At 62.1% G+C, this 13,338-nt stretch carries 11 protein-coding genes; 3 read left to right on the top strand and 8 right to left on the bottom strand.

The window, feature by feature from the left end; genetic code table 11:
• Nucleotides 1-313: 313 nt before the first annotated feature.
• A complete protein-coding gene (locus DDF78_RS01720; protein WP_152581464.1) occupies nucleotides 314-1,117 on the bottom strand; it encodes a potassium channel family protein in 804 nt (267 codons plus the stop codon).
• 110 nt (nucleotides 1,118-1,227) lie between these two features.
• Here DDF78_RS01720 and DDF78_RS01725 point away from each other — a divergent pair, with 110 nt between their 5' ends.
• The gene (locus tag DDF78_RS01725) at nucleotides 1,228-1,569 is read left to right on the top strand and encodes a hypothetical protein (RefSeq protein ID WP_152581465.1); all 342 of its coding nucleotides are present in this window, start codon (nucleotides 1,228-1,230) and stop codon (nucleotides 1,567-1,569) included.
• A 47-nt stretch (nucleotides 1,570-1,616) separates the two neighbouring features.
• On the opposite strand, the gene DDF78_RS01730 is transcribed toward DDF78_RS01725, so the two are convergent.
• Nucleotides 1,617-2,690 (bottom strand): YeiH family protein, encoded by a 1,074-nt coding sequence (locus tag DDF78_RS01730; protein WP_152581466.1) that lies wholly within the window; start codon nucleotides 2,688-2,690, stop codon nucleotides 1,617-1,619.
• Between the two features lie 283 nt (nucleotides 2,691-2,973).
• The gene (locus tag DDF78_RS01735; RefSeq protein WP_152581467.1) at nucleotides 2,974-3,789 is read right to left on the bottom strand and encodes a LysR family transcriptional regulator; all 816 of its coding nucleotides are present in this window, start codon (nucleotides 3,787-3,789) and stop codon (nucleotides 2,974-2,976) included.
• Nucleotides 3,790-3,900: 111 nt separating this feature from the next.
• On the opposite strand from DDF78_RS01735, the gene DDF78_RS01740 reads away from it, so the two are divergent.
• Nucleotides 3,901-4,215 carry a chorismate mutase gene (locus DDF78_RS01740; protein WP_152581468.1) on the top strand — a complete coding sequence of 105 codons (315 nt, stop codon included), beginning with the start codon at nucleotides 3,901-3,903 and terminating at the stop codon, nucleotides 4,213-4,215.
• Nucleotides 4,216-4,326: 111 nt separating this feature from the next.
• Here DDF78_RS01740 and DDF78_RS01745 read toward each other — a convergent pair whose 3' ends face one another.
• The 5 genes from DDF78_RS01745 to DDF78_RS01765 all read right to left on the bottom strand — a co-directional run bounded on the left by DDF78_RS01745 (nucleotide 4,327) and on the right by DDF78_RS01765 (nucleotide 12,188).
• Entirely contained in the window at nucleotides 4,327-5,907 is a 1,581-nt protein-coding gene (locus tag DDF78_RS01745) for a bifunctional phosphopantothenoylcysteine decarboxylase/phosphopantothenate synthase (protein WP_152581469.1), read from the bottom strand.
• An 83-nt stretch (nucleotides 5,908-5,990) separates the two neighbouring features.
• On the bottom strand, nucleotides 5,991-6,620 hold the full coding sequence (locus DDF78_RS01750; RefSeq protein WP_152581470.1) for a Type 1 glutamine amidotransferase-like domain-containing protein: 630 nt from the start codon (nucleotides 6,618-6,620) through the stop codon (nucleotides 5,991-5,993).
• Nucleotides 6,621-6,714: 94 nt separating this feature from the next.
• Entirely contained in the window at nucleotides 6,715-7,932 is a 1,218-nt protein-coding gene (locus tag DDF78_RS01755; RefSeq protein ID WP_152581471.1) for a MalY/PatB family protein, read from the bottom strand.
• 286 nt (nucleotides 7,933-8,218) lie between these two features.
• Nucleotides 8,219-9,304, bottom strand: coding sequence for an alpha/beta fold hydrolase (locus DDF78_RS01760; RefSeq protein WP_237564508.1), 1,086 nt, complete (start codon nucleotides 9,302-9,304; stop codon nucleotides 8,219-8,221).
• Nucleotides 9,305-9,557: 253 nt separating this feature from the next.
• Nucleotides 9,558-12,188, bottom strand: a complete 2,631-nt coding sequence (locus DDF78_RS01765; protein WP_152581472.1) for an alpha/beta fold hydrolase — start codon at nucleotides 12,186-12,188, stop codon at nucleotides 9,558-9,560.
• Nucleotides 12,189-12,622: 434 nt separating this feature from the next.
• Between DDF78_RS01765 and DDF78_RS01770 the strand changes: the two genes are divergently transcribed.
• Nucleotides 12,623-13,324, top strand: a complete 702-nt coding sequence (locus DDF78_RS01770; RefSeq protein ID WP_152581473.1) for an FHA domain-containing protein — start codon at nucleotides 12,623-12,625, stop codon at nucleotides 13,322-13,324.
• Nucleotides 13,325-13,338 lie beyond the last annotated feature (14 nt).

The raw sequence follows: 13,338 nt of genomic DNA on the forward strand, positions 1-13,338 counted from the left end.
AGCACTTTTTTCGTCTATTAAGCACTTGGAAAAGTATGCCGTGAATCTAACGTCAACCATTTTGGCGGAATACCAACGATTCCGGACTTTGCCGTGTAGCCGTTGCGGCGCGCGCGAACCCTTGATTCGCTCGAATCTGCTTAATTAATTTCACAGTGCATTCGCAGAGCTGCCGCATACGCCTCGGCAGGTGCCTCGGAAGGCCAATGCGAGCTCACAATATGTCAACCGAGGAAGCGCGACCCATATCCGCCGTAATCAGGAAAACTATCAGGGCTTTGGTTCATTTGACTTGGTGCTGATGCCAGCTATCTCAGGTATTTTCAGCAATGCTGTCACTGATAGCGGCGCCGCCGGCATTATCATCCGCACCGGCCACATTGCCGCCGTTAGCGCCGTCGTGCATCTCCTCGCGGACTTCGGCGATCATGCGCTCGATGCGATCAAGGCGCGCCGCCACAGCCTCGACTTCCTCACGGGTGATTTCGGTGGTGCGCTCCGTCTCAGCGCTCACCTCCTCCACGATCCACGAGCCGAACGTGCCCGTAACCACGCCGATGATGCCGATGCCCGCAATCATGAGCACGAATGCGATAAGACGTCCGGTGGCGGTCACCGGCGTGTAGTCGCCGAAGCCGACCGTGGCTATCGTCACGAAGGTCCACCACAGCGCCTCGGGAAACGTCCTGATCGTCGCGCCGGGGGCATAGCGCTCCGCTTCGAGGACGGCGAGCGAGCCGACGAGTACGAGCAGCACAGCGGAGGCCGTCACATAGATGATGATCTTGCCGCGCAGCGCCATGCCGGTGGTGCGGTGCAAGGCGTTGAGCGCGGTCAGCACGCGCAGTGCGCGCAGCGGCCGGATGATGGGCAGCAGCACGACCGCAAGATCGAAGATATGATGCTTGAAATACTCCTTGCGGTCCTCCGCCAGCACAAGCGCAACGACGTAATCCAGCGCGAAAATCAGCCATAACGCATTCATCGCAATATTTGCCGCAGCGTTCCATGAACCACGCGGCTGCGCGAGGATCTGCCCCGCATAGACTCCGAGGAACAGCACCGACAGCACTGTCAGCGGCCATTCCGTCAGCGACTCCCATTTTGTCAATTTCATATCAGAAACAATAACGCTTTGCGGCCGCAGCGCGCCGAAGCGTGGCGCAATACGGACGGCAAAACAGACAGCAAACGCAGAGACAGTAACCGACGCGATAGTGTAGAGCTATGGCAGATGACAATACATGTGAAGACGGCCCCGTGATTCTGCACGCTTCGGACGACGGCAGCGATGTCGCGCGTGGCCTGGCGCTGGCATCCGATATTCTTCATGACCCGGATTGCGACGACCGCGTTCTGCTCGTCGTCAATCACACTGCCATCGAGGGGACACGCGCGCTCAACGGCGCGGACATCCCCGAGGGACTGACGGTCGTCGCCTGCGCTAAAGCGATGCGCACCCACGGCATACCGGCCTCGGCGCTCGACCCCCGCATCAATGTGGTGCCCTCCGGCATTGTATTTCTTGCTCAGCAGCAGCGGTCGCACGGCTGGTACATCAGGCTTTAGCATTGGGCGCAAGCCGCATTGGGCACCGGCACGGCAAGCAGCACACTTTAGAAGAGCAACACGGCGATGCCGGCGGCTAGGAACATGAGCAGAATCGAGGCGAGGAAGCTGGCCAGGAAGACGCGGCGACCTTGGACGGCGATGGCCTTGAAGTTCACGGTCAGGCCGAGGGCCGCCATGGCCATGCCGAGCACGATGTAGGCGATGTTCACCAGCTGCGCGGTAATTGCGGCGACGAAGGGCACGAAGGTGCCGATGACCGAGGCCGCGATGAAGCCGAGCATGAACCACGGGAACGCAACCACGCGCTTGCCGTCGCCGGCTACTTGGCTGTGGCGCTTATCCCACCAGACGGCGATGATAATGGCCGCGAACACCAGCATGAGCACGCGCGACAGCTTCATGATCGTTGCGATATCCACCGCGCCGAATGCGGCTCCGGCCGCCACGGCATGCGCGATCTCGTGCAGGGATGCGCCGGCCGTAATGCCAAGCTGCGTGTGGCTCATGCCGGTCAGCGGGCCGAGCGCGATCTCGGCGAGCGCGAACACCGTGCCCATAATCGCCACTGTCGCCACGGCCATGGTCACGTCGTCGGCCTTCTCCGTTTCGCGTTCTTCGGGGACTCGTATCGCGCCGGACAGGCCCATCACGGCTGCCGCGCCGCAGATGCCGGTGCCGCCTGCGACCAGAATCGCCAGCATCGGGTCGACGCCGAGCCTGCGCGCGATGGCGTAGGTCACGACGATGGTGAAGGTGACGACGAGAGCCGCGATGGGCAGGCATTTGAGGCCCTGGGTGAAGAGCACGGTGAGGTTGAGCTTGAAACCGAGCAGGATGATGCCCAGGCGCAGCAGCTTGTTGGAAATCAACCCGGCAGCGTCCTTGACACCGGCACGGCGTTGCTGCGAACTCTTGGAAGCGCCGACGTACCACCGACGAATCGGGAACTGCAACAGCATACCGATAAGCAGTGCGATAATCAGTGCGCCGAACAGGCTGAACCCCGGATATTGCTTGAGCCAAGCGCCGATCAGCGACGCGACGAGCGTCACGACAGCGACGAATAGCATGTCAACGGTGAAGACGCGCTGCGCCCATTTCTTCTGGAACTCTCTCATGGACGACCATTCAACCAGACGCAACAAGTATCGGTCAAATCAAATCAATCAATATTTATCATTGGTTATTTCGATACCATGTGGGTTACTGCGGTTACCACTCGTACATTCATCGGAAGAATCAGCCACCCCCCGTGGGCACCCCAATAACGCCTCACACAAGCGAGATGCACGGTTCTCATGCAAAAACTTCAGGATTCCCAGCCACCTCGGACACCGAAAACAGCTCAATCACACGCAACCACGCACTCAGCGAGCAGATTCTCGCTCAACCACCTGCCGTTCACCCGCGCATCGCGTCGACCATTGTGTGGGCCAAGACTCGTTGCACCCGCGAGAGGCCGGAGCGCGGTATCAGCGCGTAGAAGCGCCGCACGAATTCGCCGCTCAGCTCGCGCGTCGGCACATGGGCGGGCACGGCGGCCTGCGAAACGATCGACTGGCCGAATCCGGCGGCAAGGGAAGCCACGATCGCCGCATTGCTGGCCACTTCGATGCTGTGCGCTGGAACGGTGCCAAGGGTTTTGAACAACAGGTCAGTGTAATAGCGCACGCCGGAGCCGTGCTCGCGCACGAGCCACACGCCATCTTGCGCCCCCGCCCACACAAGCCGGTCCGCGCGCAGGGTGACGCGGCTCACCGACTCGTTGACGATGGGCTTCTCCACGATGCCCAATTGCGCGGTCTTCATGCCGGTGCGCTCAAGAATCGCGTCGGAATTCATCGTCGCCGTGCGCAGGTCAAACTGCGCAAGCTCGGGCGTCGCGGCAGCCAGCGCCGAGGGCAGCAGCACCTCGGATGCGGTGTGGGAGAACAGCGCTAGAAACGGCTCGCGGTGCTCACGACTTGCCGCGATCTGCTCGCAGGCTTCGCGCCACGAGTCGCCTATGCCGGTCGCCGCGCGATACAGCAGCAGCCCCGCTTCGGTCGGCGTCACATCGCTTTTCGCATGCCGCTCGAACAGCGGCGCCCCGACCATCCGCTCCAACTGCGCGATACGCGAGGAGACCGTGGACTGCGAGACCTTGAGCTCGTCGGCGGCCAGTGTGAACCGGCCGATCTCAACCACGGCGACAAGAGTCTCAAGCAAGGGGAACATGGGTCAAGCCTAGCGCAGCGGTCTCTCTGATGAAATCTCAATCGCAGTGATTCGAGCGGCAGCACAAAAGAATCCATGTTCCGACGAACAGACCGCAGTACCATGAAAGCCATGAGTGATTCAGATTCAGTTAACGACATCGCTGAGGCCCGCGCCAAGATCGACGGTATCAATGAGCAGATCATCAGGCTTATCGCCGAACGGCAGCAGTGGGTCGCCGCAGTCGGCAAGCTCAAGAAGGATGAAGGCGCCGTGCACGCTCCAGACAGGGTCGAGCAGGAAATTCGCAAGGTTCGCCAGCTCGCCACGGATTTCGGCGCGTCGCCGGACGTCGTCGAGGCGACTTTCCGCGCAATGATCGCCGCGTTCACCGATTTCGAACTCGATGTGCACCGGAACGCCGCGAGCCAAAGCCAACAGCTATAGGTGTAGATGTAGGTTAGTCTGAGCTGTCGCAAAGGCAGTGAACTATTCAGTTACAAAAGAACGCATCAGCATAGTCCGGTTGATACCACAAATAAAACAGTTATGCATGGCTCACGCCGCTGCCTGCGCCCGAATGCCCGCCAAGCGCCGCAGAATCACCGCCGCCAACTGCGTTTTCGGCATTTGCGGCAGACGCTCGGTGCGCACCTGCTGATTGGGTAGACCGTTATCGTCATCATCCCCGCAGCCGCCGGCCGGAGTCAGGATCGTGACGACGTTGGTGTCGGTTGCGAAGCCCGCTCCGGGTTCACGCAGGTCGTTCGCCACCAGCATGTCGCAGCGTTTTGCGAGCAGCTTCCTGGCCGCATTATGAATCAGATCCTGGGTCTCCATCGCGAAGCCGCACAACGCCTGTGAGCCATCGGTGCGCCGATGCCCACCCATCCACGCGAGAATGTCGGGATTGGACACGAGCCGCACCGTCAGATCAGCACGACCCTGCTTCTTGATCTTCTCGGCATCCGCATGCTCGGGCCGGAAATCGCCGACCGCAGCAGCCATGACTACGATATCCGCCGAGGCGAAATGCCGCTGCACGGCCTCGAACATATCCTCGGCGCTGAGCACGTGGACCACGTTCACGCCCGCCGGCTCGGGCAGCGCGACTGGCCCGGACACCAACGTGACCTCAGCCCCCAATGCCTTGGCGGCCTGAGCAAGCGCATACCCCATTTTGCCGGTCGAATGGTTGGTGATGTAGCGCACCGGGTCGAGCGGCTCCTGCGTCGGACCGGCGGTAATCAGCGCGCTCAGGCCCGCAAGCGGTCGCTCGTCGCTGTCGTTGTCGTCAGCATTCGTCGTCTCGCTTACGGTACCGTCAGTATTCGTCTCGTTCACGGCGTCCGCCGCCTGCCCATTTCTGCCGGATTCGGGTGCGCCGGCACGCGATGATGTCTGTCCATACCCACTCGATTCGGGCGACATATAGCCCGACGGCGCCTGCGACGATGCACTCACCGGCACCAGCACCAGCAACGCTGCTCGCAGCATATCGGCAATCGCACGTTCAATGGTCGCGACATTCGCGAGCCGCCCCTTGCCGACGTCCTGGCAGGCCAGGATTCCCGTCTCCGGCTCCACCAGCCGATACCCGAGCTGCCTGCAAACAGCAAGGTTGCGCTGCGTCACCGGGTTCTCGTACATGTGCACATTCATCGCGGGGCACACCAGCTTCGGGCAGGTGGCGGCAAGCATCGTCGTGCTCAGATAGTCGTCAGCCAGTCCTGCGGCCAGCTTGGCGATGCTGTTCGCTGTCGCCGGTGCGATGACCGCGATATCCGCCCATTTGGCGTCTTCGATATGACTGATTCCCACGCCAAAATCGCGATTGTCGGCGCCGTCGCCTTCCATCGAGAGTGCGTATTCGGTTTCGGGGAACATCTCGGTCCGCGTCACGCTATGGGTCAGCGCGTCGAATGTCGCCGTGCCGACGAACTGCCGCGCCGCAGCGGTCATGATGACGCGAACCCGGCAGCCGGATTTGGTCAGATCGGAGGCGAGCTGGCATGCCTTGAACGCTGCAATCGACCCCGTGACGCCGAGCAGCACATGCGGCGCGCGATGCCGAAACGATTGATACGCGGCGGCAACCGCGCTGTTTACAGAGTCATCAGAGCCCTCAGAACCATCCATAACGGCAAGCATACTCACACGCTTTCCCGTGGATTGCGCTCAGTTCCAGGAGCAACAATGCGCCGCTAAGCCCGCTAGGCCCGCTAAGCCTGCCGTCGGTAATGCGCGCGCGATGCGACAGTGCTGGTTTGCGCGCCTCGCACGGCGATGGCCTGCCGGTTGGTGAGCGCCCTGAGATCGAGTCGCGCATCGCCTCGGGCAAGGATGCGCTGCGCGGCCTTGCCGAACAGGATGTCGCCGCAATGGGGCACGACCGAAAGCGCGACAAGGTCCAGACCAGCGAAATCGCCGCGCAGCCCGGCACCCTTGCGATGGTCATCCATGGGTTTGATGTATTCGATATCCGGCCCAGCGGCGACCGCGCCCGCGGAGATGCCGATGTACAGCTTGCCCTGGGCCACATGCTCGGCGATAAGCCTGTCCGCGCCGGAGCGTTTCAACTCCTGCAGCAGGAAGAAGGTGTTGCCGCCGCTGACGAATACGATGTCGGCCGCGCGAATCGCCTGCGCGATTTCGCTGTGCGATGCCGAGGAAATCTCGAGTTCCTGAGTCGTCACGCCAAGTCTGGCAAGCTCTTTGACATGCAGGCCGACGGGCAGCTTCACCCGGCTGACGATGCCGGCGGTCGGGATGAGTACCGCCCGCCCGGCGCCCTTCGAGGCTTCCGAACAAATCAGGCAGCCGCCCTGCGACCGGGAAAAAGCGCGAGGCAAGAAACAGGTTCTTCATATGCACTCCTTCGCCGTCCGATCGTTCCGCCCGCCCGCGCACAATGTTCGCGAGCTGCTCCATACAGCGTCATTCTACTCATGCATTAATGAACACATATGTACTCAGCCGCGCCATAGCCTCTTTCACCAGGCTGAGCGGCAGCGCGAGGTTCACACGCAGCGCGCAGGGGGCGTTGAACTGGCGGCCGTCCTGCACGGCCACGCCGACCCTCCAGGCCCGATGCTCCACCTCGTCGATGCTCTCATGGTGCTCGGTGCACCACTGCGTGCAATCCAGCAGCAGCATGTACGTGCCTTCGGGCCTGAACACGTCAATCCCGGCGAAGTGCTCTGCGATGTAGTCGCAGGCGTAGTCCACATTGCCCGTCAGCACTGCGCGCAGCTCGTCAAGCCATGCGTGGCCCTCGGGCGAATACGCGCCGACCAGCGCATGCATCGAGAGCACGTTCATATCGTTGTAGTGCGACTTCGCGCCCTTCGACACCACGCGGTCGCGCAGCGCCGGATTGTAGATGATGTGGTAGCTGCCGACGAGCCCAGCCAAGTTGAAGGTCTTGCTCGGCGCATAGAAGGCCGCCGTACGATTGCGGGCATCCTCGCTCACCGACTGGGTGGGGATGTGCCTGTGCTCGCCCAAGGTCAGGTCGGACCAGATCTCGTCGGAAATCACCACGCAGTCATTGGCGCGGTACACCTCCATCGCCCGCTCGATCTCCCAGCGCTCCCAGACCCGGCCGCACGGATTGTGCGGACTGCAGAACACCGCCACATGAATCTGATTCTCCTTGAGCCTGCGATCCATATCCTCGAAATCCATACGCCACACGCCCTGCTCGTCCCTGACCAGCGGGCTGTGCACGATATGGTAGCCGTTCGACTCGATGCTGCGCGTGAAACCGACGTAGGTCGGGCTGTGCAGGAGCACCGCGTCGCCAGGCGCGGCGAAGGACGTCAGCGTGGAAATCACGCCGCCCAGCACGCCGTTCTCGTAGCCGATGGCCTCGCGCGTCAGCCCTTCGACGCCGTTGCGGCTGCGCTGCCAGTCGATTATCGCATTGAAATACTCGTCCGTGGGCTCGAAGTAGCCGAAGGCCGGATGCTGCGCCCGCGTGATAATCGCGTCCGTAATCGTGGGAACTGTCGCGAAGTTCATATCCGCCACCCACATGGGAATCGCATCGAAGCCGTCCTGCGGCGCGTCGGGCGCGATGCCCCAATGCGCTCCGCCCAAGCCGTCCACCGCGAGCGCGTCTTTGCCGTGCCGGTCGATGATCGAAGTGAAATCGTATGTCATGCCTGTTTCCAGTCCTTACTCTTATGGCTATTGCCTTGTGGCTCCTGTTTTGCGACTGTTGCGCCGTTTCCTGCCTGCGTCCCTGCCCTCTTGCCGCTGCCGCTCTCTTCGCGCCGCGCGCTGCTGTCAGCGTCTGCCGGCGAATCACGCCACCCACTGTACTGGAAACAGGAACCAAAGTCGCCTGCGAGCGCGGCGGCCTTGCGCTTGAACCTAAAGGAGCCTATACGAAGCACGTTACGCGGTTGATTCGTGTCTACTTATTCGATGTCTACCAAGTCGATACCTACCGAGTCGAATCGCCGAGGAAGCTGAACAGCGTGTTGAGATACGGGCCGAGCGCGCGATTGGGCATGCAGAACATGTTGTGTGCCGAGTCGGCGAAACGCACCATGCGCAGGTTGCCGCCCGCGTCTTGCACCTGCCGAACGAAGCGGTTCTGCGCCTCGTTGAGCACCCAGATGTCCTTGCCCGCCTGGCAAAGCAGCGTCGGGGTCTCGATTCGCTCGCATGCCGAGGGCCGCAGCGCCTCGCGCGACATCCTCAGTGCCTCGCGCACCCAGCCGTAGGTGGCCGAATTGCTGTGGTAATGCACATCTTCGGCTCGCCGATCGTAGTACCAATGCGCCCGCGCCTCGCTCATCGCCTCCTCGCCCTCGATGCTGAATTCCGCAGGGAAACCACCTTGCCCGAAGACCACATGCTTCCCCTGCCCTATGCCGCACATCAGCGACATGAGCGGCCGCGCAAGCCATGTCGGCATGCCCGTCTGCGGGGCGATCATCGGGCTGGACAGCACCGCCTTGTCGAACAGCGCGGGGTAGCGCTCCACCATGATGGCCCCGATGCCGCCGCCCATCGAATGCGAGTACAGGTACAGCGGCCGGCCATCCGCACTTTGCTTGCCTATGGTGGTGACGAACTGCGCCAGATCGGCGATATAGCGGCGGTAACCGTCAATCCACACCAGCGCTGGATCGTCGATGTCGCGCGGCGAATAGCCATGCCCGCGATGCTCGAGCATGCAGATCGAATAGCCCTGGCACAGGAAATACCAGATCATCTCGCTGTATTTCGCGGCGAATTCCGAGAACCCGTGCACTATGACCACGGTGCCGCACGATCTGGCCCCGGCGTTGCCTTGCGCGGCCCTGAATTCCGCTGCGTCGTAGCACAGATAGTGCAGCTTGCCCGGCGAAGGCACCGGTGCGAGGCCATCGGCCTCAGCCGGCTCCATCCAGCCCTCGCTACGGCACCGGGCCAGCGCAGGCAGCACCTTGCCCCGCATCTCGCCCGCATAGTTCGTCTCATCGATCAGGGTTTCATCAATCGGTGTCTCATCAATCAGTGTCTTGACCAGTGGCATCTGCATGCCTTCATCCTAATCGCCCAAGTCGCCTACGCATGTACACGCCGTCACGACGAACGCAAGCAGCGAGTAGCTTGCAACTCCTAGTACTTTCGTCACGCTACAAGGCTGCTTTGCGTGACAAGAGTCCGAGGAATCGTCTCTTCTAGTACGTTTGTCACGCAAATCCCATGTTTTGCGTGACAAACGTACTAGTTACGCATGCATACACATACAGCGGGCCTCGCGGACCCCACCGGCCCCACATCCCCGGATTTCAGCAGCCTTCGGACAGGCGCGCCGAGCGGGCGTTCATGCCCAGCGCGTTGTAGAGGAAGTCGCGCTGCAGGGTGAGCAGGTTTTCGGCGACCGCCTCATCGTTGGTCATATGCGTGATGCCGGTCAGCGGCAAGTAGGTATGAGGACAGCCGGCTGCCATCAGCGCCTGCGAGAGGCGCAGGGAATGCGCGATGGTCACGTTGTCATCAGCGAAGCCGTGGATGAGCATGAGCGGGCGGCGTAGCTTCGGCGCGTCCGCGATGATGCTGTTGCGCTCGTACACCGCCGGGTCGAGGCCGAGGTAGCGCTCGGTGTAGTGCGTGTCGTACAGCGTCCAGTCGGTCGGCGGCGCGCCGGCGCAGGCGGCATGGATGACGTCCGGCGCATCCAGCACGGCGAGCGCGGAGAGGTAGCCGCCGTAGGACCATCCAATCATTGCGACCTTGTCAAGATCTGCCTGCGGCTCCGCGCTGGCAAGCGCTTTCACCGTTTCGACCTGATCGGCGAGCGAGATTTCCTTCATATTCTCGAAGATCTCGCGATCCCAACGCGGGCCACGGCCAGTGGTGCCACGCCCATCGGAGGTGACGACGAGGAAGCCCTGATCGGCCCACCACTGCGACTCCCAGTAATAGGACTCGCTGAACGCGACCTGCTGGAAGCCCGGCCCGCCATACGGCTTCAACAGCACCGGCAGCTTGTCGGCATGCGCGTACGGGCTTTCGGCGCTCGGCCGTGTGATGGCCGTGAACAGCCGATGCTCGCCGAGCTGCACGAACGCGGTGTTCGGCGTGAAGCCGGGAGTCGCCGCGTGATTCTCGATTGCGGCGCGGAAGGTCTTCGGGGCAGCGACATCTAAAGCGGCAGTCTTATCGCCTAACGCCTCAGCGCCATCCGTCGCTGCTGATGTGACAATATGCGTCATTGCCACGTGGGGGACATGCATCGAGCGCCCGGTGACAACCAGTCCGCGGCCCGCGCGCGAAGCCGTGTATACGCCGGGCTCGCCAGTGAGAGGGGTTACCTTGCCCTCATAATCGAAGGCGACCACATCAAAGCTACGGGCGTCATGCTCGGCAAGAGATACGTCCGAACCGTCTCCTGCGGGATCGTCCAATTCCGGCGTCCGCTGCACAACCGCCAGCACATTATCGTCGCGCACGTCGAGCACTTCGCGCACCTGCCATCCGGCCGGGGTGAAGGCCTTGCCGTCGATGGTGAGCCGATTGGTGTCGGCTGCCATATCATTCGCCGCGCACAGCAGCCGCCCGTCCGGCGTGTAGGCCGGCGTGCCGGGAATCAGGTCGAGCCACTGCTCGTTGGCATGCTCCTCAAGCACGCTCGTCATGCCGGTAGGCTCTACGGCAAGCACCTGATCGCGGTTCTGCCGCCGGTTCTGCACCAGCAGCAGCGGGCGATGCCCAGCCGACCAGCGCACCGCCGCCACGTATTCGTAAGCCTTACGATCCCAGGCGATGCGCCGCGCATCCAAACCGCAAGAATGGCCGCGCCCGTCGAAACTGAGTCCGGCCAGCGTCAAGTAGACATCGGCATTGCGCGTCAACGCACGCGGATAGCGCCGGGGAGTTGCCGGAGACTCGGGGTCGGCGGGGTCGCTGATATGCCATACCGGTTCGGGCGCGCTGTCGAAAGTCTCGAAGATGATGCCGTCCGAATCGGGCGACCACCAGAAGCCGTCGTAACGGCCCATCTCCTCGCCCGCGACGAACTCAGCCAGGCCGATGCGCCAGGTGTCGTCCTCCTCGTCATCGCCGCCGATGCCCCACAGCGCGGAGACATGGTCGCCCGCAGACACGACTTCGTCCTCCTCCTCGCCACAGCGATGGACATGAGAATACGCGGCATGGGCATGGCTGATCGCCGCCATATTCGCAGCGTAGTCATCGTCGCCCGCATCATCGGATGCACCCGCATCGGCGTCACCAGTACTGCTGGGAACGTCGGCGTCATCATGTGCGCCAGAAACATCGGAAAAACTGGCTTCGCCTGTAGTGCCATCGCCAGCCTCGGCAGCACCGTCAACCTCACCGACCTCGCCGGCCTCATCCGCATCATCCCAATCGGCGATATCGACCATCACCAAATGGCGCCCAGTGGTATAGAGCACATGCCGGCCGTCGGGCGAAATGCGCGGGTTGAGCACCGGCGCATACTCGGGATGCTCGTCGGTCAGATCGGCTACGCCCAGCTGGCGCGTCCTCGCACCCTGGCCGTCCGCATCGATGTGCGCGAGATCAGTGAGAAACAGCCTGCCGTCGATGGTGAAAACCACGCGATCGCCGGCCGCATCAGCCGAATACGACACGATGCCACGCCCACCTTCGCGCGCGCGTTCGCGACGGGCCAATTCCTCGGGCGGCACATCCTCGCCCTCCGCGTCGGCCAGCAGCTCGCGCGGATCGGCCAGCAGCAGCTCATGATGCCTGCCATCAGGCTCGACAACGCTCAGCCACAGCGCGGTCACGAGGTCTTCGGGGCCGTCGGAACGCAGGAACAACGCGCGCGTGCCGTCGCCGATAGCCGTCGCCGACCGTGGCGCGCCGCAGGTGAAGCGCAGGGTGCGGGCCTTGAGGCGGGGAAATTCTCGTATCGCTTGTGAAACACTCATGCTCTCTAGGCTACTGCCTCGGTGCCACAAAAAACCGCTCTCGGCCCCCGTCTCCCGATTCCTGCGCCCTTTCGCCATTCGTCACTACGGAAGCCGCAACACATCGACCGTCGCCTTTTGTACGCTAAGACGACACTGCCGTACAAAACGGCACGTTATGCAGGCCATGAACGTTACATTTCATACGTCAGCCACGCGATAGCGTACAAAAGGCGACGCAGAACATGCACAGGCCATAATATGTGAGGCCCGAGCCCACGCAAATCCATAGCAAATGCATGCCAACTTCGCAGCGAACACATGGCAACCGAGTAATAGGTAGGCCTATGACGTATGATGGCATCCCCAGCGATGAAGAATTTGCACGTATCCGCAACGTTTTTTGCCCATTTCGCCTTGCCGCGTAGGATGGGTGAGGATAGAAAGGGATCACTATGAGCGTTCTCGACCGTTTTGAAAAGAGCGTCGAAGGTGCCGTCAACGGTGTGTTTGCGAAATTCGGGTCCAAGGACCTGCAGCCCGTCGACCTCTCAAGCGCCCTCGAGCGCGAGATCGACGCCGAAGCCATGCCTGTCGGCCGCGACCGTACGGTGGCCCCGAATGAGTACCGTTTCAAGCTCAGCACCCCCGACTTCGATCACATCGAGCAGTGGGGCAGCGAGACTCTCGCCAATGAGCTGGCGGACAATCTCACACAGTACGCGAAAAGCCAGCATTACGCCTTCGTCGGGCCGGTGGTCGTGATCTTCGAAGAGGATCTGGACCTGGGCAAGGGCAGCTTCAACCTGTCTTCCGAGTCGGTCAAGGGCAACGCGGTGCCGGTCACCACGGACGATCAGGCGCAGGACAGCCCGATGCTTGAGATCAACGGCAGCCAGTACCTGCTCACCAAGGAGAAGACGGTTATCGGGCGCGGCTCCGGCTGCGACATCGTCATCGACGACCCGGGCATCTCGCGCAACCACTTGGAAATCGACATCACCGACAACGGCGTCATCGCACGCGATCTGGGGTCCACCAACGGCACGTACGTGGAGGGCCATCAGGTGCCCGCCGCCACGCTGCTCGATGGCAACACCATCACGATCGGCCGCACCCGCATCCTGTACTGGGCCTCTTCGCAGGATCAGGACTGACGCGATAAGCCACC

It is taken from the genome of Bifidobacterium tibiigranuli (assembly GCF_009371885.1).
In the GTDB taxonomy this organism is placed as follows: Bacteria; Actinomycetota; Actinomycetes; order Actinomycetales; family Bifidobacteriaceae; genus Bifidobacterium; species Bifidobacterium tibiigranuli.